Annotated in this window: 18 protein-coding genes and 1 pseudogene; 11 read left to right on the top strand and 8 right to left on the bottom strand. The window is 65.3% G+C overall.

The window, feature by feature from the left end:
* Positions 1 to 45: 45 nt before the first annotated feature.
* Positions 46 to 1014, bottom strand: a complete 969-nt coding sequence (locus MXF70_RS10580) for a sugar phosphate isomerase/epimerase family protein (RefSeq protein WP_248515605.1) — start codon at positions 1012 to 1014, stop codon at positions 46 to 48.
* An 87-nt stretch (positions 1015 to 1101) separates the two neighbouring features.
* Here MXF70_RS10580 and MXF70_RS10585 point away from each other — a divergent pair, with 87 nt between their 5' ends.
* Positions 1102 to 1650 carry a hypothetical protein gene (locus MXF70_RS10585; protein ID WP_248515606.1) on the top strand — a complete coding sequence of 183 codons (549 nt, stop codon included), beginning with the start codon at positions 1102 to 1104 and terminating at the stop codon, positions 1648 to 1650.
* A 73-nt stretch (positions 1651 to 1723) separates the two neighbouring features.
* On the opposite strand, the gene MXF70_RS10590 is transcribed toward MXF70_RS10585, so the two are convergent.
* The gene (locus tag MXF70_RS10590; RefSeq protein WP_248515607.1) at positions 1724 to 2785 is read right to left on the bottom strand and encodes a Gfo/Idh/MocA family protein; all 1062 of its coding nucleotides are present in this window, start codon (positions 2783 to 2785) and stop codon (positions 1724 to 1726) included.
* A 122-nt stretch (positions 2786 to 2907) separates the two neighbouring features.
* On the opposite strand from MXF70_RS10590, the gene MXF70_RS10595 reads away from it, so the two are divergent.
* Positions 2908 to 4062 carry a cystathionine gamma-synthase gene (locus MXF70_RS10595; RefSeq protein WP_248515608.1) on the top strand — a complete coding sequence of 385 codons (1155 nt, stop codon included), beginning with the start codon at positions 2908 to 2910 and terminating at the stop codon, positions 4060 to 4062.
* Between the two features lie 99 nt (positions 4063 to 4161).
* On the opposite strand, the gene MXF70_RS10600 is transcribed toward MXF70_RS10595, so the two are convergent.
* A complete protein-coding gene (locus MXF70_RS10600) occupies positions 4162 to 4362 on the bottom strand; it encodes a DUF7835 family putative zinc beta-ribbon protein (protein ID WP_248515609.1) in 201 nt (66 codons plus the stop codon).
* A 608-nt stretch (positions 4363 to 4970) separates the two neighbouring features.
* Between MXF70_RS10600 and MXF70_RS10605 the strand changes: the two genes are divergently transcribed.
* Positions 4971 to 7229, top strand: a complete 2259-nt coding sequence (locus MXF70_RS10605; protein WP_248515610.1) for an OB-fold nucleic acid binding domain-containing protein — start codon at positions 4971 to 4973, stop codon at positions 7227 to 7229.
* 120 nt (positions 7230 to 7349) lie between these two features.
* Here the strand turns inward: MXF70_RS10605 and MXF70_RS10610 are convergent, their stop codons facing one another.
* Together MXF70_RS10610 and MXF70_RS10615 are read right to left on the bottom strand one after the other, a co-directional pair.
* Positions 7350 to 8072 (bottom strand): hypothetical protein, encoded by a 723-nt coding sequence (locus MXF70_RS10610; RefSeq protein WP_248515611.1) that lies wholly within the window; start codon positions 8070 to 8072, stop codon positions 7350 to 7352.
* A 59-nt stretch (positions 8073 to 8131) separates the two neighbouring features.
* Positions 8132 to 9469 carry a protein kinase domain-containing protein gene (locus tag MXF70_RS10615; protein ID WP_248515612.1) on the bottom strand — a complete coding sequence of 446 codons (1338 nt, stop codon included), beginning with the start codon at positions 9467 to 9469 and terminating at the stop codon, positions 8132 to 8134.
* Positions 9470 to 9620: 151 nt separating this feature from the next.
* Between MXF70_RS10615 and MXF70_RS10620 the strand changes: the two genes are divergently transcribed.
* From MXF70_RS10620 to MXF70_RS10635, 4 genes are all read left to right on the top strand, one after another.
* Positions 9621 to 11357, top strand: coding sequence for a tRNA uridine(34) 5-carboxymethylaminomethyl modification radical SAM/GNAT enzyme Elp3 (locus MXF70_RS10620; RefSeq protein WP_248515613.1), 1737 nt, complete (start codon positions 9621 to 9623; stop codon positions 11355 to 11357).
* 298 nt (positions 11358 to 11655) lie between these two features.
* Positions 11656 to 12300, top strand: coding sequence for a DUF7504 family protein (locus tag MXF70_RS10625; RefSeq protein ID WP_248515614.1), 645 nt, complete (start codon positions 11656 to 11658; stop codon positions 12298 to 12300).
* Positions 12301 to 12477: 177 nt separating this feature from the next.
* Positions 12478 to 12951: a PH domain-containing protein gene (locus MXF70_RS10630; protein ID WP_248518389.1), complete on the top strand. Its 474-nt coding sequence runs from the start codon at positions 12478 to 12480 to the stop codon at positions 12949 to 12951.
* Positions 12948 to 14549, top strand: a complete 1602-nt coding sequence (locus MXF70_RS10635; RefSeq protein ID WP_248515615.1) for a PH domain-containing protein — start codon at positions 12948 to 12950, stop codon at positions 14547 to 14549. Before MXF70_RS10630 ends, MXF70_RS10635 begins: the two co-directional genes overlap by 4 nt.
* Before the next feature lie 45 nt (positions 14550 to 14594).
* On the opposite strand, the pseudogene MXF70_RS10640 reads toward MXF70_RS10635, so the two are convergent.
* A pseudogene (locus MXF70_RS10640) lies at positions 14595 to 14849 on the bottom strand (hypothetical protein); the annotation flags it as partial.
* Between the two features lie 158 nt (positions 14850 to 15007).
* Between MXF70_RS10640 and MXF70_RS10645 the strand changes: the two are divergent.
* Entirely contained in the window at positions 15008 to 15484 is a 477-nt protein-coding gene (locus tag MXF70_RS10645) for a CopG family ribbon-helix-helix protein (RefSeq protein WP_310736344.1), read from the top strand.
* 74 nt (positions 15485 to 15558) lie between these two features.
* On the opposite strand, the gene MXF70_RS10650 is transcribed toward MXF70_RS10645, so the two are convergent.
* Both MXF70_RS10650 and MXF70_RS10655 read right to left on the bottom strand, forming a co-directional pair.
* Entirely contained in the window at positions 15559 to 15834 is a 276-nt protein-coding gene (locus MXF70_RS10650) for a chorismate mutase (protein WP_248518390.1), read from the bottom strand.
* Positions 15835 to 16019: 185 nt separating this feature from the next.
* Complete coding sequence (locus tag MXF70_RS10655) at positions 16020 to 16904, bottom strand: shikimate kinase (RefSeq protein WP_248515616.1); 885 nt, start codon at positions 16902 to 16904, stop codon at positions 16020 to 16022.
* Between the two features lie 242 nt (positions 16905 to 17146).
* Here MXF70_RS10655 and MXF70_RS10660 point away from each other — a divergent pair, with 242 nt between their 5' ends.
* The 3 genes from MXF70_RS10660 (at position 17147) to MXF70_RS10670 (ending at position 18663) form a co-directional block, all read left to right on the top strand.
* Entirely contained in the window at positions 17147 to 17632 is a 486-nt protein-coding gene (locus MXF70_RS10660; RefSeq protein WP_248515617.1) for a DUF5796 family protein, read from the top strand.
* A 3-nt stretch (positions 17633 to 17635) separates the two neighbouring features.
* A complete protein-coding gene (locus MXF70_RS10665; RefSeq protein WP_248515618.1) occupies positions 17636 to 17878 on the top strand; it encodes a DUF7508 domain-containing protein in 243 nt (80 codons plus the stop codon).
* A gap of 197 nt (positions 17879 to 18075) precedes the next feature.
* A complete protein-coding gene (locus MXF70_RS10670) occupies positions 18076 to 18663 on the top strand; it encodes a DUF2150 family protein (protein WP_248515619.1) in 588 nt (195 codons plus the stop codon).
* Positions 18664 to 18750: the final 87 nt, after the last annotated feature.

Consider the following 18750-nt stretch of genomic DNA (forward strand, 5'->3'; position numbering starts at 1 on the left):
GTGCGTTCGGCGAAAGCTGTACCAGTTCGATCGGTGACCGGCGATTCAGGCCCAGTAGGCGTCGCCGGGCTCCGTTTCGAACACCGCACGGTCGAGGATGTCGACGGCTTTTTCGAGGCCCTCCTTGCCCGAAGTGAGCGAGTCCTCGTGTTCGATCGAGAGCGCGCCCTCGTAGCCGACCATTCGGAGCGTCGAGACGACGTCTTTCCAGTGGGACTCGCCGTGTCCGTAGCCGATCGAGCGGAACAGCCAGGAGCGGTTCGGCTCGTCCGTGTAGGCGTTCGTATCGAGCACGCCCTTCGTGCGAGCGTTGGCCTCGTAGACCTTCGTGTCCTTGGCGTGGAAGTGGTGGATAGCGTCCTCCTCTCCGAGGAGCCGGATGGCGTCGGTGACCTCGATGCCCTGCCAGTAGAGGTGGGAGGGATCGAAGTTCGCCCCGACCCAGTCGTTCGTGGCGTTGCGGAGTCGGAGCATCCCGCTGGGTTCGTAGACCAGCATGTTGGGGTGCATCTCGATAGCGACCTTTACGTCGTGCTCGGCCGCGTGGTCGGCGATGTCCTCCCAGTAGGGGATCGCGACCTCCTCCCACTGGTACTCGTGGGCGTCGGCGTGCTCTTCGGGCCACGGTGCGGTGATCCAGTTCGGCGTCGAGTCGCCGGGTGCACCGGCGGGGAGCCCGGAGAAGCAGGTGACGGCGTCGACGTCGAGCAGGTCCGCGAGCTCGATGACCTCGCGAATCTCCTGATCAGCCTCGTTGGCGCGCTCATCGTCGGGGTGGATCGGATTGTTGTGCGTGGCGAGCGCGCTGATCGAGAGGTCGTACTCGGCTACGTCGTCGAGAAGCGCCTCCCGCTTTTCGGGGTCGTCTAGCAGCGCGGCTCGATTGAGATGGTCCTGCCCGGGGTAGCCACCGGCACCGAGTTCGACGGCGCCGACGCCGAGGTCTGCGAGATACTCGAAGGCATCCGTGCGATCCTGTCCGCCGAGTGGGACGGTGAGTACGCCGATTTCCATACTGATCGATTCACCGAGTGCTCGGTTAAAGTTCACGGGGCCGGCAGTCCCGAACCCCTTTTCTCCGGCTGGGTCGAATGCGACCCCGTGTCGTACCTCTCGCGCCGTCGAGTGCTGCTCGCCGGTGCGGGCCTCACTGCGACTGCTCTGGCTGGCTGCTCCGACGATAGCGGTGGGAGCAGTGACAGCGCAGACCCGGCGGCTCGCGGCCCGATCGCGATCGCCGAGCTGGTCTTCACGGCAGACCGACCGGAGGATCTCGACGAGTACCAGCTCCAGCCGTCCTCGACGTACGCCCCCGACCAGCCGATCTGGCTCTACGCCGACTACTCCGGGATCGCCGGCGAGCCGATCGAGTCCGAGGCCGACGATAACGGATCCGGTGAGTCAACGGTCGCGATCGACCTCCAGCAGACCGTAACAGTCGAGGATCCCGATGGCTCCGTCGTGGTCGAGTCCGAGCGGACGTTCCAGGACGAGCTCGCACCCGACCAGCTCGACGGCTATTTCACTGGCACCGAGATTCTACTCGCCGGCCGCGCTGCCGCTGGCGAGTATACGACCACGCTCTCGGTGATGGATGGGGTTTCGGAGACTCAGGCGACGAAGACGGCGACGTTCGCCATAGAAGAGTAACTCAGGCGCGCGTGCCATTCCTCAAACCGGAGTGCCCGTCAGCTACTCGCCCAACTGGACTACTTGCCCGCTGTTAGTCCAGCTGCACCGCTCGACCGGCGTCGCTGGATCTGTAGACGCCATCGATAACCTGCTGCACGGTCAGTGCCTGCTCGATCGTGTTGCGCTCGGGCTGTTCGCCCGTTTCGAGCGCGTCGAGGAACGTTTGCTGGCACGCGCCGTGTGCGTCCCTGCTCTCGGTCTCGACCTGGGCGTCCGACACGTGGTCGACGCCGTCGACGCCGTCCTCGTAGATCGTGGTCTCGCCCGCGCTGAGATCGAGCGTGGCGCCGCCGTCGGTGCCACGAAGCGTGACTTCCTGGTTCGGCTTCCGGTTGGCCGCCCACGCACACTCCAGCGAAAAGGTCGTCCCGTCGTCGGCACGGAAGAACGCGCTCGCGGAGTCGTCGACGTCGAAGACGCCGTCGGGATCGGGCGTCCCCCAGACGTCCATGTCGGCGGTGTCGTCGCGGTCGCCGAACTGGCTCCGGGCGGTGCCCGAGACCTCGACGACGTCGGGGTGGCCAGCGAGGTGAAGCCCGAGGTCGATGGCGTGGACGCCGATGTCGATCAGCGAGCCGCCACCGGCGGTGGATTTGTCGGTGAACCAGGTGCCGATTGCGGGGATTCCTCGCCTGCGGACGTACTCGATCTCGACGTGGCTGATATCGCCGAACCGTCCCTGCTGCCGATAAGCGTCGAGGACCTCCGCGCCGCCCGCGAAGCGGTTGTGGAGGCCGACCATCGCGATCGCGTCCGAGTCAGCGGCGGCGTTCGCGATGCGTTCGGCGCTCTCGAGGGTGTGCGCGAGGGGCTTCTCGAGGTAGAGTCCGACGTCGTTTTCGAGGATCGTCAGCGCCGCGTCCTCGTGGAAGCGGTTGGGGGTCGTCACGAACGCTGCGTCGACGACGTCACACATCTCGCCGACGTCCTCGAAGGTCTCGGCGCCGAAATCTGCGGCGAAGGACTCGCGGGCTTCGGGAACGACGTCCGCACCGGCTGCGATCTCGGCGTCCGTCTCGAGGAGGTTTTCGACGTGATGGCGTGCCATGTTGCCCAGGCCGACGAAGCCGATCCTGGGAGAATCGTTGACCATGTCCGGCCGTGAACGAGCACCCGATTAACGGTTCCGACGGCGGAAGTTCGGTGGGGGAAACCGGTAGGCGGCCGATACCTGGGGACCACCAACGATTACATCACGGCGCACGACGGGGCGGTATGGACAGGTTCGAGACCCGATCGATCCACGCGGGCCAGTCTCCAGACGCAGATACCGGCGCAGTCATGCCATCGATCCAGCTCAGCACGACGTTCGAACAGGACGCTCCCGGTGAGGACAGGGGATTTGAGTACGCACGCACGGGGAACCCCACGCGGGGCGCACTCGAAGCGAACCTCGCGAGCCTCGAAGGCGGTTCGCACGGTCGGGCGTTCGCCTCGGGGATGGCCGCGATCGACGCCGTCCTCCACACGCTCGAAGCGGGCGATCGCGTAGTCGCCGGCAACGACGTGTACGGCGGTACCCATCGCCTCCTGACGCAGGTCTACGATCGCCACGATCTCGCGGTCGATTTCGTCGACGTGACGGACCTCGACGCGCTCGACGCGGCGATGACGCCGGACACCGAGTTGCTCTGGCTCGAATCGCCGACGAACCCACTGCTCTCGGTTGTAGACGTCGACGGTGCTTCTGACGTGGCTCACGAGTACGACGCCGTCTGCGCAGTCGACAACACGTTCGCCACGCCGTATCTCCAGCGTCCCCTCGAGCTCGGTGCCGACGTCGTCTGCCACTCGCTGACCAAGTATCTCGGTGGGCACTCCGACGTCGTCGGTGGAGCGTTGCTCACAGACGACCCCGACCTCGACGAGCAGTTCGGGTTCGTTCAAAACGCAGCAGGCGGGACGCCCGGCCCATTCGAGTCCTTTCTGGTCCTGCGGGGAACGAAGACGCTCCCTGTGCGGATGGACCGGCATTGTGAAAACGCGAACACCCTCGCGGAGTGGCTGGCCGACCACGACGCGGTGGAGCGCGTCTACTACCCAGGCCTCGATTCACATCCGGGCCACGAGGTCGCTGCCGAGCAGATGGACGACTTCGGCGGGATGGTCTCGGTCGAACTCGACGCGACTCTCGAGGAGACCTCCGAGATGGTAGCAGCGACGGACGTGTTCACGCTCGCAGAGTCTCTCGGTGGCGTCGAGAGTCTGATCGAGCAGCCGGCGGCGATGACCCACCAGGCGATCCCCCGGGAGGAGCGTCTTGATGCGGGACTCCGTGACGGGCTCGTCCGCTTCTCTGTCGGGCTGGAGCACGTCGAAGACCTCCGCGCGGATCTGGAGCAGGCCATCGAGTCGACGATCGTGGAGTAAACGAAGGGCAGTCACCTGCTCTCGAGGAGAAAATCGCTGCGTCGCTGCATAGCGCGCGGAATCGCTGAACGAAACGGCGGATTCAGGCCCAGCCTCGGTTCAGGCGTTGTTCATCCGTTGACTGGAGCGCTCGCCGCACTGCTGGCACTCCTTCACGCGGTAGGGCTCGCGGGAGTAGTGGGCGTTCTCGGAGCTGGAGCTTTCGGTCTTGATCTGGACGTTGACCTGGTGGAGCGTGTCCATGTCACAGCCGTCACAGTGCTCGGTCATACCATCGATCGAGTTGTCCGTCGTTGCCATACTCTACCCTTCTCGGACATCGCACATAAGCATATGCTCGAAATTTCATAGATTGAGAATTGATACTACAGTCTGCTTACCAACGGTAACAGGCAACTACGAACAGAGATGCTGGATGGTATCTGAGATAGTTTCACCTCCAGCTATGGCCTCTCCACCGTAGAGTTTCAGCTGGTGATAATCGAGCATTCCGCTCTCGGTACTCGGTGACTACTCCCTCGAGACTGGTCCCGATTCACTCTCATTCTCCTGAATTGGACGTCTCTGGATCCAAAGCCAATGCGCCGGTCGATACGGTGGGTCGCGCACGAGAGAGAAAAGAGGGCTGGCAGAGTGGGAGAGATGACTGGCCAAGTGCGAGAGACTGAAAGGAAATGCCTGTGGTCGGATCTACGGCCGACTACACGGTGGCGTCTCCCTTAGATGATGATCTGAACCGCGTGCGACCCAGCTACCTCTACTGGCTGTTTCCCGCCGAACTGTCGTTGCTCCCATGAGATGCGTCGAGGCATGCCCTGGCAATCGAAGGAACGCAGACCGATACCAGTGAACATGGCGCCACGGGCATTCCGACAACCGTTTTAGGCCGGGGTGATTCCTGTCGTGTAATGGGTTCTTGCATCATCTGTGGGACGGCCACCGATGGCGAGGTCTGTGACGTCCATCAGGAGGACGTCGGCTTCGTCTTCGAGGGCACTTCCCCCGATCAGTTGACCCCGAATCGATACTACAGAGGAACCGTAGACGGCTACGCAGATTTCGGCGTGTTCGTCGACATTGGCGACGCCGTCACCGGCCTGCTCCACCAGAGCGAGCTCGATCAGCGACTCGAGAGTCTCACCTGGGAGCCCGGTGACGAGGTGTTCGTCCAGGTCACGGGCGTTCGCGACAACGGCAACGTCGACCTCGCGTGGTCGATCCGCCAGGCGGAGCGAGAGTTCCGCGGGCTGCTCGTGGACGGGCCGGATGGCGAGCGAGTGTTCGACGAATCGGGCGACGAAGCATCTGCAGACGGCGGTAGCTCGTCGACCGACGCGGCCGCGAGCGGAGGCGAGTCGTCGGGAAATGAGAACGTCCGTCAGCGCCAGAGCGACGGCGGTGAGACGCCGATGCCCGCTCGTGAACGCACGAGCGGCGGTGCTGACGGAGGCGACGAGGCGAGCGACGATACAGACGTACCCGAAACTGTCGACGATACCGAGACGTCTGCGGCGAGCGATGCGGCCGACGAAGACGCGGAGACAGCAGGCGAGTCCACTGACGACGCCGGTGCCGACGACGAATCGGCAGCACCGTCGGCGAGCGCATCCCAATCTGCAGCCGCGGAAGATACGTCAGCCGACGCGACCGCGACACCCGACGAGCCGACCTCTGCGTCGATCGACGCACTCGACGACGCAGTCGGTGAGCTCGTTCGCCTCGAGGGCGAGATCACGGGCATTCATCAGACTGGTGGTCCGACGATCATCGAACTCCAGGACGGCTCCGGAACCGTTGACTGCGCAGCGTTCAACGGCGCCGGAATCCGCGCCTATCCCGAGATCGAGGTCGGCGACGTCGTCAGACTCGACGGAACCGTCGAGCGACGTCGCGGCGACCTTCAGGTCGAGACCGAGACGCTGACCGAACTCGGCGCAGACGAGGCGAACGCGATCGCCAAGCGAGTCGACGAGGCGATGGCCGAGGCCGTCCGACCCGACGCGGCGCAGTTCGTCGCGGAGTCGGATCCGGCCGAGCCACTCGCAGCGGGCATCGTCGAGGCAGCGACCGCGATTCGTCGCGCGCTGGCAGCGGATCGCCCCGTCGTGCTTCGCCACCCTGCAACCGCCGACGGCTATGCCGCTGGCGCAGCCATCGAGCGCGGCGCGTTCGCCCGTGCCCGATCGGACGCAGGCGGCGCGGAACCCGACTACCACGTCGTTCACCGCCGTCCGCTCGACGACCCGCTCTACGGAATGGACGCGGCTACCTCCGACCTGACCCGGATGCTTCAGGACCGCGAGCGCCACGGGGAGCAGCTTCCCCTGATCGTACTCGTCGGCGTCGGAAGCTCTGCCGAGGCACGCGAGGCAGTCGAGCTACTCGACGTCTACGACGTCGATCGCGTCGTGCTCGACGTCGCGCAGCCCGACGACGGCGTCGAAGCCGTCGGCGATCCCGTCGTGAATCCCCATCTCGCGGACGTCGAAACCGAGCTGTCGAACGCTGCACTGGGAAGCGCACTCGGCGCGACGATCGCGCCCCCCGTCACCGACGATCTCGTCCACGTCCCCTCGATCGGCTACTGGGAGGACGTTCCCGGCGCGTACCTCGCGGCAGCGGAGGACGCCGGCGTCGACGAGGACGAGCGCCGGGCGATCCGTGAGGCGCTCGCGCTCGAAGCGCACTACCAGCATTACAACGACAAGCGCGAGCTCGTCGCCGACCTCCTGTTCGAGGGCGCGCCCGGCCTCGCCGAGCACGTCGCCGAGCAGTTCCGCGAGAAGCTCGACACCGAGGTTGCGACCGCGCGAGACAATCTCGTCGTACGCGAGACCGGCGGCGTTCGCTTCGCCGTCCTCGACACCGACGCGTTTACCCACCGGTTTGACTTCCCACCGACGGCGCTCCTCATCGACGAGGTGCACCGCCGCGAGCGCGGGGAAGCGGCAGGGGCAGTCGTCACGATCGGCGCTGGCGAGGACGAGCTGCTCGTTCGCTCGACCCAGCCAGTCGACGTTCGAGAGATCGCGGCGTCGGCCGACGACGCAGCGCCTGGAATCGAGGCCGTCGGCGGCGCCGACGGTCACCTCGAGTATCTCCCCGGCGATCGCGATGCCGCCATCGAGGCAGTCGTCGGCGTGCTGGCGAGTTCGATCGAAGCCTGAACTGACTGGCCGACGACGAACGTTCTTCGATTTCGTTCTTCCTTCCGAGCAGCGGTGACGGCACCTACCAAAGCTGGGCGTACCGACCTTTTCTGACCGACCAACGACTCTGCAGCCGACTCAGCGCCGCGAGGACAGATGCTGGTGGAGCTTGATCGTGACAGTCATCAGCGACGCCGCGGTCACGACCACGAAGACGCCGGCGACTGCGCTGGCCACGGTCTCTGACGCGACCACGATGGCGAGAGCGGGTGCGACGAGTGCGCCGCCAGCGAAGACGATCACCGGGACGGTCTGCCGGAGAAGCGTGTCGATCAGCGTTCCGCGGGTGCCCGGTCGACGGCTTCTGCGAAGCTGGAAGTAGAGCCCGTAGCCCACGACTGCGACGGCACTGGCTGCAGTGATGATGGTAAACAGCTCCGGGCGGCCCAACAGGGGACCGACGGAGACGACGAGCACCAGCGCGACGAAGGCGATTTCGAGCGACCGGCGCATTCGGTACTCGCCGAGACGGTCGCGTTCGGCGTTCGCGAGGGCGGCGTTGAAGTAGGCCTCCCGCATCGCGAGCGCGAAACAGAGGACGAACGCGAGCAAGAGTCCGTCGACGAACGGGAGTGTGGCGTCGATCCAGAGCCCCAGCAGGACGAAGGCCGCATAGAGCACGCCGACGACGCCGGCGAAGCCGAAGTACTCCCAAAGCGCTGCTCGCGGCCGTGCAACGGCGTTTCGGGTCCGAACGGCCAGGTACGCGAGCCGGAGCGAGAGCCCACCGAGCAACGCCGCGCCGACGATCGTCACGACGGCGGTGCCGACGTCGGGTGCTGGCGAAGTCTGGAGTTGCATAAGTGCCGATCCAGGCGCTTGCGGTGGGCCTCGAGCGAGTATCGCGGCCGCCGCCAGCGTCATGTCCCGTCCTCGACCTCGCTGAGCGCGCTCGTGAGGTCGCGAGCGAACTCGTCGGCACTTTCATAGCGTGCGATCTTGTGAGTCGCCATCGCCTTCGCGACGATTCGATCCGCAGCGACTGGCACCCCGTCGGCGACGCTCGACGGCGGCTGGTAGGAGAGGCCGACGGGGCCGCCGCGCCGGACCAACGACTCCTCGTACGGTGGTCGTCCGGTGAAAGCAGTGTAGAGCACTGCTCCGAGGTGGTACACGTCTGTCAGCCAGTCGACCGCGCCGTGGTCGGAGTCGAACAGTTCCGGAGCGGCGTACCGCGAGTCGAGCGGAAGCGGCCCGTCGACGGTCCGGAAGGGGTCGACGATCCCGAAGTTCGCGAGCCGGCCAATCGCCCGGCCGTTCTCGCTATCGAGCGCGACTGCACGCGGATCGAGGGACCGGTGGGTGATCCCGCGCTCGTGGGCGTGGCCGAGTCCGGTCGCGGCGTCGAGTCCGACCGAGAGTGCGGCTTCGACTGGAAGCCGACCGACCGACCGGAGCGTCCGCGGGGCATACTGCGTGACGATCCAGGGATGCGGTCGCCGACCGTAGTCGTGGACGCTCAGAACGTTCTCGTGGTCGTCGACGCCGTCCCAGTCGGTGACGGCCGTCTCGAAGGCTCCGGAGAACGTTGAGAGTCGCGCACCCTGTGGCGGTCGGTAGGTCCGGACGAGCACGGCGTGGCGCTCGGCGTTCACGCTCGCGATCCCTGCATACGTCCAGGAGTTGCGATCCGACGCCACGCGCTCGACGATCTCGAGTGAGTCGAAGTTCGTCCGATCGAGTTCGAGCGTGAACTGTCCGTTCTGAACGACCTGGTCCGGGCGCTCATGCACGGGGCTACCGGACGTCGAGGCGTCGTCGGTTCCAGCGTCGTTCGCCGACTCTTCCTCCGGGGGAGACGATTGAAGTTTTGCACCCTGCGATGGGCGAGCCGGCGCGTTTGGATCGTGCTCCGCAGTATCGTCCTCCACCGTCCCGTCCGCCTGCTCGGACCGTCGGGCAGGCAGATCGCCCGGCGTGCCGTCGGTTCCATCGAGTTCTAGTTCGCGGCGGATCCACGTCGCTGCCATCGAGGCCGTGTGGCCGTGGGTCCCCTCGAGACGCTGGACGACGTCGGGTGCGTCGTCTGGATTCGCGATGGTCACAGCACAGATAGCCCAGGCGACGCCGACGCGAACCACTGGGTCCTCGTGGTCGAGGGCGTCCAGCAACACCGGGAGCGCCTCGCGGGCGTCCCCAGGCGCGTCGAGCGTCCGCCGCACGAGGTCTCGGACGCTCGGGTGGTTCTCGATTGCCATGGCTGGCCGTTGGACGGCGCTACGAGCCCGATCGTTAAACCATTGGTTGCTCTCTGGGGGGTTTCTGGCCACGAGGAGGGCACCACCTTCGGGCAGCTCTGCGCCACTGGTAGCGTCACGCTTATTCCCGAACCTCCCCGATTTCCCGCCGATGAGCACCGACGACGGGTTCGAGCAGGCGTGTGAGGAGCTCGTCGAACGGGTATTGGCTGGCGACCTCGAGCGCGACGACGTCGAATCTGCCAAACTCGACGTTTGCTCGAAGTACTCCGCGTCGAAGGTGCCAAAACACACCGAGTTGCTCGATCGGGCTCCGGACGGCCGCCGCGATGAGCTCGCGGAGGTACTTCACCGGAAGCCCGTCCGGACAGCATCGGGCGTTTCTCCCGTCGCGATCATGACCAGCCCCCGGTCCTGTCCACACGGGAAGTGCCTCTACTGCCCGGGTGGGCCGGACTCGGAGTTCGACTCCGCTCAGAGCTACACCGGACTCGAACCAGCTGCAGCCCGTGGCGAACAGAACGATTACGACCCGTACGGTCAGGTCACGCTCCGCCTCAACCAGCTTCGAAAGATCGGCCACCCTGTGGACAAGGCCGAGCTGATTCTCATGGGCGGCACGATGACCGCCCGGAGCCACGACTACCAGGAGTGGTTCGTGAAAGAGGCGCTCCGCGCGATGAACGACTTCGATCCCGACGCAGAGCCGACTCCATCCGAGGAGGAGAGCTTCGCTCCCAATCGTCGGCCACAGCGCGATAGCGGCCAGAACGGAGCGGAGTGGCGCGCGTCCGACTACCACTACACGGAGGACGTCATCGCCGAGAACGAGACCGGCGACGTGCGCGCGATCGGGATCACCTTCGAGACCAAGCCGGACTGGTGCGATCCCGAGCAGGTGAACCGGATGCTCCGACTCGGCGGCACGAAGGTCGAGGTCGGCGTCCAGACGACGTTCGAGCGGATCAACCGAGAGATGCACCGTGGACACGGCATGGCAGCGTCGGTCTCCGCGAACCGCCGGCTCCGGGATTCGGGGTTCAAGGTCGGTTTTCACATGATGCCCGGCCAGCCCGGGGCCTCCAAGGAGATGGTGCTCGAGGATTTCCGCCGGCTCGTCGAACGCCCAGAGTGGCGGCCGGACTATCTCAAGATCTACCCCACCCTGATCGTCGAGGGGACTGTAACCTACGACATGTTCCGGCGTGGCGAATTCGAACCGCTGGGCAACGAGGAGGCGGCGGAACTCGTCGCGGAGATCAAGTCGATGCTCCCGCGCTATACGCGACTTCAGCGCGTCCAGCGAGACATCCCTGCCACCGTGATCGAAGGGGGCGTCTGGAAGTCAAACCTCCGACAGCTCGCCCGCAAGCGCATGGACGACCACGGCTGGACGTGTGACTGTATCCGGTGTCGCGAGGTCGGGATGAACGACGCCGAGCCGGTCGATCCCGAACTCCGCGTCGATACGTACGAAGCCGCCGGCGGGACCGAACATTTCGTCTCGATCGAGGACTTCGACCGGGACCTCCTGATCGGCTTCTGCCGACTTCGCGAGCCCGGCGATCCGATCCGCCGCGAGCTCGAGGACGCCGCGATCATCCGCGAGCTCCACGTCTACGGTAACGAGCTGGGAATCGGAGAGACTGACGCTGGCTCCGAGGGATCGGGTGTTGCAGTCGACGGTGCCTCCGCCGACTCGAACCAGAGCGACGGGGGGTTCCAGCACCAGGGGCACGGCCGCCGGCTAGTCGAGCGCGCGGAGACGATGGCTCGGGAGAAAGGGTACTCGAAGCTCGCCGTCATCGCTGGGATCGGCGCACGCGAGTACTACCGTGAGCAACTCGACTACCGGCAAGACGGTCCATACGTCTCCAAGCAACTCTGAGAAGGCGAACCGGTTTCGTCTCCGACATTCCTCGGCGTCGAAGTTCTCCTACAACATACGATCTTATTCATAGCTCCGGGCCTAGGCTGTGAGTGACTGTTCTCACCCGTGTTCTGGAGCGTATCGCTGGAACTCGTCTGCGACCAGAGAGTAGTATCACCCGATCGTTCGAAACCAGCTATCGACAACGCCGTTCGAAAAACGAGTGACACGTCGCCCGCACATTTGTTCTGTGAGAATCACGTCGGTAATTTTGGCCACAACGCTTATTGGATACTGAAATCAGAATAATGCAAGAATGCGGTCCGAACAGGGCGGCGAGGGCCCCGACGGGTCCACGTTTTCCGAGGCACTCGCCACGCTCAAGCGAACGGGCTCGAACGTGGTCGTCGTCGGTACTGCGGACCGTTCCGCCCACGACGCGGTCTGCCGTCGACTGCTCGGGACCGACGCGCCGCGGACCCGGCTCGTCGTTCGAACGTCGCCCGGCGGCTCCTGTGGCTGGCTTCCACCCGAGGACGCCGCGGGAGACACGAATCTTATCACGTACGGCGATCCCGGCGTGGAGTGCAACGCGACGATCGTCGACAGCGACCTGCTCGGGCCACTCGGCCAGGCGGTCGCGGACAAGATCGACGGTCTGACTGCCGAGGAAGGACTGGAGCCGGCGGAGTTTCGCGTCTGCCTCGACTCGCTCGGTCCCCTCTTCTCCGAGCACGATCCCGAGACCGTCTTCCGACTGGTACACGTCGTCACCGCCCGCGTTCGCGACGTCAACGGAATGGGCCACTTCCACCTGCGGCTCGCGCCCGACGACGATCACGTGAAGCTACTCGAACCGCTGTTCGACGCGGTTGTAGAGGTCCGGCCCAGCGAAACTGGCGCCGAGCACCGCTGGCGACTCCTCGATCAGGACGTCGACAGCCAGTGGATCGAACTGTAGCAACGGCTGGGACGCGACGCGGCCCTTTTTGATGCTTCGGGGCAGATTGACGTACGTATGCGAGGAGCCTCCGGTGACGATCCCGACCTCACTGACGGATCTGAAGACGCCGCCGAGTCATCTGGCGATTCGTTAGATGACTCCAATCTCGACGCAACCGACGTCGACCCCTCCGAGCTGACCGTCTCCGAACGCTCGCTCCACCCGCGGATTCGGACGATCTGGATCGCTCGTGGTGTCGTCTGGTCGCTCGTTCTCGGGGCCATCGCTTTTGCCGCCGCGTGGCAGTGGCTCGAGATCAGCCTGCTCGTCCCCGCGACGATCACGACCGCACTACTCGCACTGTTCGTCACCCACGCCGTCTTGCGTTATCGCGCCTGGCAGTACGAGTTCCGCGAGGACGCGATCTATCTCGAACGCGGGGTTGTGACGCGCGTCCGGACCGTCGTTCCGTTCGTCCGGATACAGCACGTCGACACCGCTCGTGGGCCGATTGCCAGAGTTGCAGGCCTGTCGACGCTCGTGGTCTACACCGCCGGATCGCGTGGGGCCGACGTTACGATCCCCGGTATCGAGTCGGACCGCGCGACCGAGCACCAGCGCCGGCTGAAACAGCTCGCGATCGCAGCGGAGGACGACACCGCCGTATGAAGCTCCACCCGCTTTCGATCCCGTATCGTGCGGCCCGCACCGCCGGCAACGTCGTGCTAATCGCCTTTTTCGCCTTCTTCGGCGTTCCACAGTTCCTCGACGGCGCGCTCGCGTTCGCGGTCGCCGGGATGGTGATCATCGCAGGGTTGATCGCGATCGTGGGCTGGCAGTACGCCTACTATCGCCGCTATGAGTACGCGCTGACCGAGAGCACGCTCGACATCGACGCCGGCGTTGTATCGCGGCGCTCCCGCGAGATCCCCTACGGCCGCGTGCAGAACGTATCGATCGAACGGACGATCGTCCAGCGAGCGCTCGGGCTCGCGGAAGTCCGCGTCGAGACCGCCGGTGGGAGCGGCACCGAGGCACACCTCCAGTACGTCGGTGCCGCCGAGGCCAACCGACTTCAAAACGAAATCAGCGAGCGCAAGCGCCGGAGTCGCACCGAGGAAACCGCGGGGGATGCATCTGCTGCGGACGCCGCAGCGACCGAGGCTGGAACCCTTGCCGACCGACGCGAACTCCTCTTCGAGATGACGCCGCGCGAGCTGGGGGTTCTGGGCGTCGTTTCGCTGGACTCCCGAATTCTCCCGCTGGTCTTCTTCGCCCTCACGCCGTTCGTTCCGGAGATCACGGAGCTCGCTGGCGGAAGCGCCGGTCTTGCCGTATTATTCGTTCCGGCAATCGTGCTCGCGATCTACCTCGCGACAGCGGTCCTCAGCGCCGCGTACGCGGTGACGAACTACTACGGTTTCCAGCTGTTCGCGGTCGACGACGAACTCCGGTACGAGCGAGGGCTCCTCCAGAAGTTCTCGGGGACCATCCCGCTCGAGAAAGTGCAGGCGGTCACGGTCACCGAGAACGTGCTCTCACGGTTCGTCGGCTACGCCTCGCTGACTGCCGAGACAGCCGGCTTCTCTCCGGGGCAGGAAGGCGGTTCGCAGGCTGCAGTGCCGATCGCCCGACGCGATCGCGTCCTCGAGCTCGCGAAGGAGATCGAGCCTGTGGATCTCCCCGCGTTCGAACGCCCGCCGAAACGGGCGCGGACCCGCTACGTGGCGCGATACGCGATCGTCCTCGGGATTCTCACTGCGATCGCCTACAGTGCGGTGGCCAGCGGCGTCTGGAACGGTCCGTGGTGGATCGTGCCTCTCGCCGCGCCGCTGATCCCCGTCGCAGCACACCTGAAGTGGCGGAATCTCGGCTACGCGCTCACCGACGAGTACGTCGTCACTCGCCACGGGTTCTGGAGCCGAACCACGAAAATCGTCCCGTATCACCGGGTACAGACGGTCGCGGACTCCCAGACGATCTTCCAGCGCCGTCGGCAGCTCGCGACGCTTCACGTCGACGTCGCCGGCTCGCGGAGTCTGGTCAGCGACGACAGCAAGATGATCGACGTGGACCGTGACGTCGCCGGTGAGATCCGCGAGACGATCGCGGACCGGCTACTCGAATCGCTGGCCGAGCAAGACGATCGACCAGCAGATCAGTTCCGTGATGCCCCGATCGATCCGGTCCCGAGCTCGCAGGATTCGGCGACGTCCGGCGACGGGTCAGCGTCAGCGAACGACGAGTCGGCGTCCCGGAGCCAGTGATCTGACCGCTCGATCCATCGGGGTTGTCCACGTACTCATCTGCTCTCAGAGGATTCCGAACACGAAACCCGTCCCCATCACGATCAGCACCGCTGCGGAGAACGCCGGCAGGTAGGGCGTGATCCGTTCGACTCGTTCCTCGAAGTGCTGGTAGCCTGCAACGACTAGCATCGTTAGTCCGACGATGCCGAGGACGACCGTTATCGCGTACGCGAGCATGAGTTCCAGACAGTGTGAGGAGCCGGTACAGAGCGCGATGATCTCGAACTCCTCCTCGTGGGCGAATCCGAGAACGATCGCTCCGGCGAGAACGCCGGGCGCCTCTCCGTGTACCATCGGTTGGATGTGATTCACACCACGACCCCGTTTAGCGATTGTTACTACCCAGACGCCCACCTCTGCATACGCGGCAGTGGAGAGACCGCAGACTCTTGGTTCGGGCTCCTCTCGATGTACTCGTGCGAACGAGTCTGAACGTCCCCGACGAGCTGCTCGAGGAATTCGATCAGGTCTGGCAGGAGCAGGGCATCGATAGCCGTTCTCGGGCGGTCCGTGAGGCAATGCTGGAGTACGTCGAGGCTCACACTCGTCTCGAAGGCGCGGGAGAGGATCTCGTCGCGCTGGTGGGCTTTGACTACCGCCACCACGACGTCATCCGCGAGCTCCACGGCGTCCAGCACGATTTTCAGGACGTCATTCTCAACACGAGCCACTCACACCAGGGCGATCTCTGTCTGGAATCCCTGTTCTGTCGCGGCGATGGCGATCGCATCCACGGACTGGTGAACGAGCTCCGGGACTTCGACGCCGTCCGCCGTGTCAAGGTGATGGTGATCCCGGATGCTGGCGAGCACGAGCACGCGCATCCCCACGAACACGTTCACGAGGCCGGCGAGCCACACGATCACGGCGACTCGACTGATCACGAGCACTGACCACTGCGTTCGCGCTTCTCGCTCCCGCAGCAGGTGACACCGGCCGAAACGTGACCGCGACCGAGGCGGCGTACCTACCGATTCTCTCGCTGCTCGACCTTGTTCAGCTCTATCAGTAGCCGGAAAATCGCCTTCACGAGGTTGGCGTCGACGTCGAACTGCTCGGCGTTGACGCCCGCGCGATCCATCACGCGCTGCTCCTGTTGCTCGTCGGTCGTGGGCAGGTCGCGATCGTCTTTGACCGCCGCGATCGTGTCTGCGACGTACGTCCGGCGGGCGATCAGCTCGACGAGTTCCCGGTCGATGGACTCGATCTCCTCGCGGAGCTCGTCCAGGGCCATGTCCTGCATTCCCTCGCGTTCACCACCGTCAGGCCTGAGGCCCTGACGAGGATCGCGATCGCGCTGCGATCGCTCACCACCGTCGGAGCGAAGCTCCGAGGAGGTTCCCCTCGCCCCGCTCGGCTCACCGCCATCGGCCAGCAGTCGTGTGATCGATTCGGGCGCGTCGTCGGTCTGGGTTTCCTCGTGGTCTGTCATTGGATAGTTGCTCCCTCGGTCTGCGTGGTCGTCAGTCTGATCGTTCCAGGGCGTTCCGCCCACCCCGTGCGCACCGTCTCGAGTGCCTCCCGATCCCCGACGGCCGTCACGCTCGGCCCGGTGCCGGACAGCGAAACGCCCGCAGCCTCGGGGAGGGCCTCGACCATCGGCTCCGTCGGAAACTCGAGCGCGGCGGAGAACGCGAACCCGTTGACCGTCATCGCGCGAGCGAAGTCGCCCTCGAGGGCGTGCTCGATCACGAGATCGGCCGTCCCGGCGATCTGCCGGCAGCGCTCGACGTCGGCGTCCGCGGAGTAGGCCCGCTCCGGGGGCGTCCAGACGAGCACTGCCCAGTCCCGGTCTTCGTGGGCGAGCAGCTCGTCGTCGGTATTGTCGGTGACGGTGACGCCACCGAGCATGCTGGCGGAGGCGTCGTCGAACGCGCCGGTGACGGTGACGCCAGCGTCGCGTGCTGCCTCGACGCCGAGCCGGCAGGCGTCCACTCGGTCGGTCGCGTCGGTGGCTGTCAGCGTCGGATCCGATTCGTCAGCGACGCCGAGAGCATCGAGCGTCGCCAACACCGTGGCGTTCGCCGCCGCGCTCGATGACTTCAGGCCGGCAGCCATCGGAACCTCGCTGTCGGTGCGGACCGTACCGCCCTCGCCGTCACCGAAGCGCTCGATGGTCAGCGCTACGCAGCGCTCGATCAGTGACGTGTCCGCGTCCGGTGCTCCGTCGATCGTGCCGTCGACACCGTCTCGTTTTGGGTCGAGCGAGACGCTCGCAGTGGTGTAGGCCTCGATGGCGAACGCCGATCCCTGTCCGTTCGCGAGTGCGTTGCAGATCGTCCCCGCGCCCGGTGCTTTCGCCCGACCGTCCATATCCGTCCCTCCGTTCGCCACCACATACCATTGACGGTGTCGTTCCGCGGAAGCGCCTGCGACGGACTGGTATCGTTCATCGCCCGGTGGCGGTCGAGGGGTGCCTGACCGGAGGAGGTACCAGTCGAGGGGGTGGAGATCGCGGCCGGTCGCGTGTGGCGTGCAGTGACGCATCCAAACGCGACGTGACGTGACGTGACGCGAACGCGGTTCTTTTCCCGGTCACCGACCAACCGACGGGTATGTCCCACCGATCGACCGTCTCCCCGTCGACCCTCCCCGTAGATCTCCGGGAGGAGGGCGTCGTCGTCGAGTATCTCGACGAGCGGGAGGCGTTCTACAACGGCGTTCCGGCGAAACGCGAGGGCTCCGTCCGGACTCGTCCCGGCGTGCTCGTTCAGGTCCTCGTCACGGATCCCACCGACACAGAGGGCGTGCTCACGTACGTCAACGATCGCTCGACCCACGACGACATCCTCGAGGAGACTGGCGTCGGCCGCGTCTTCGTCGAGCCCGGCGAGGAGACCGAACTGTTCCCCGGCGTGACCGCCCGCGCCGAGGGCCACGCGATCGTGATCGAGGGCGAGCCGGAGGTCGCTCGCGGTCGCATCTTCGTCTTCGCGGAGGACGAGATGGGTGAGGCCTCCTACGAAATCGTTCGCGAAGATACCGAAGCCGAGGAGGGCGCCCAGATTGCCGAGAACGGCCAGGACCAGCTGGAGGAGTGACCGATGCCGCTCCGGAAAGCCTGGGAGGACCTCTCCCGCACTACCGTCGGGAAAGCTCCCGAACGCTACGGTGTCTACGAAATCGGCGACGCGGACGGTGACGTCGTCGAGGTCGGAGCCGGCGTACTCACCGACGAACTGAAGGAGGCACTCGCTTACGGGGCTGGCGAGCAGGTCCGCTGGGAGGCCACGCCGTCACTCGATCGCGCGGAGGAACTGGCGTCGGAGCACAGGGACCGACTCTGACCGTCTCGGCGAGTCGCCGGTCGCGTCGGCGGTACCGATCGGTAGCAGTTCGGGGATCAGTCTACTCACGATTGCCTGTCGTAGAACCGCATTCATCCGGGAGCGGGCTCCTCTCGCCAGCGATCGCCACGTACGATTCGAAACCCATCGCCGTCCCGCAGAGAAAGGCATTTCACTGCACACCCGTTTGCTCGGGTATGAGCGAGCCGCCACAGGAGTTCTACTCCGAGGATCGCTGGCAGAACTGGATCGACCGCATATCTCAAGAAGAGATCGATCCCGAGGACGAGGACTCCGCCCGCCTCCTGTTGAATCTGCAGGACGACGCGGCGCTGGCGATCGCCAAGATCGTCACGGCCTACGAGGACGGCCACCTCGACGAAGAGGAGGCGATGGGCGAGATCGCGGACATTCGTGAAGTCGTGCTCGACGATCCCGGTCTCGACGACGAGGAAACGGCGATCCTGGTCGATGGCGTTCAGACGAGTCTCATGTGCGTCTTCTACTCTGCAGAGGAGTACGTCGTGGGCGGTCCGGCCGAGGACGCGGACGTCGGCGAGTATCTCCGCGCAGCAGCCGACGCCGAAGCGGAAGAGGACCTCGACGCCGCGCTCGGATTCGCCGCGCAGGCGGGGACGCTCGTCATCGACGGCGAGGACCTCGACATCAGCGTCGCCGAGGAGCTAGAGTACGGACTCGTCACCGAGTGGATCAACGGACTCGATAGCCTCCAGAGCGCGATGAGCGATCCCGAGGTCGTCGAAGAAGAAGACGCCGAAGAGTAACGGCGGGTCGACCGTCGTTCACCTCAGCCACGCAATTACAAGTAGGATCGTTAACTAAGACTCGCTGGATCCGGGTAGTATCATCAT

It is taken from the genome of Salinarchaeum laminariae (genome assembly GCF_023204835.1).
In the GTDB taxonomy this organism is placed as follows: domain Archaea; phylum Halobacteriota; class Halobacteria; order Halobacteriales; family Salinarchaeaceae; genus Salinarchaeum; species Salinarchaeum laminariae.

Bases quoted from the DNA above. Each gene is read 5' to 3' on its own strand.
- MXF70_RS10580 (WP_248515605.1), bottom strand. From the start codon at position 1,014: ATGGAAATCGGCGTACTCACCGTCCCACTCGGCGGACAGGATCGCACG.
- MXF70_RS10590 (WP_248515607.1), bottom strand. From the start codon at position 2,785: ATGGTCAACGATTCTCCCAGGATCGGCTTCGTCGGCCTGGGCAACATG.
- MXF70_RS10595 (WP_248515608.1), top strand. From the start codon at position 2,908: ATGGACAGGTTCGAGACCCGATCGATCCACGCGGGCCAGTCTCCAGAC.
- MXF70_RS10600 (WP_248515609.1), bottom strand. From the start codon at position 4,362: ATGGCAACGACGGACAACTCGATCGATGGTATGACCGAGCACTGTGAC.
- MXF70_RS10605 (WP_248515610.1), top strand. From the start codon at position 4,971: ATGGGTTCTTGCATCATCTGTGGGACGGCCACCGATGGCGAGGTCTGT.
- MXF70_RS10610 (WP_248515611.1), bottom strand. From the start codon at position 8,072: ATGCAACTCCAGACTTCGCCAGCACCCGACGTCGGCACCGCCGTCGTG.
- MXF70_RS10615 (WP_248515612.1), bottom strand. From the start codon at position 9,469: ATGGCAATCGAGAACCACCCGAGCGTCCGAGACCTCGTGCGGCGGACG.
- MXF70_RS10620 (WP_248515613.1), top strand. From the start codon at position 9,621: ATGAGCACCGACGACGGGTTCGAGCAGGCGTGTGAGGAGCTCGTCGAA.
- MXF70_RS10625 (WP_248515614.1), top strand. From the start codon at position 11,656: ATGCGGTCCGAACAGGGCGGCGAGGGCCCCGACGGGTCCACGTTTTCC.
- MXF70_RS10635 (WP_248515615.1), top strand. From the start codon at position 12,948: ATGAAGCTCCACCCGCTTTCGATCCCGTATCGTGCGGCCCGCACCGCC.
- MXF70_RS10650 (WP_248518390.1), bottom strand. From the start codon at position 15,834: ATGCAGGACATGGCCCTGGACGAGCTCCGCGAGGAGATCGAGTCCATC.
- MXF70_RS10655 (WP_248515616.1), bottom strand. From the start codon at position 16,904: ATGGACGGTCGGGCGAAAGCACCGGGCGCGGGGACGATCTGCAACGCA.
- MXF70_RS10660 (WP_248515617.1), top strand. From the start codon at position 17,147: ATGTCCCACCGATCGACCGTCTCCCCGTCGACCCTCCCCGTAGATCTC.
- MXF70_RS10665 (WP_248515618.1), top strand. From the start codon at position 17,636: ATGCCGCTCCGGAAAGCCTGGGAGGACCTCTCCCGCACTACCGTCGGG.
- MXF70_RS10670 (WP_248515619.1), top strand. From the start codon at position 18,076: ATGAGCGAGCCGCCACAGGAGTTCTACTCCGAGGATCGCTGGCAGAAC.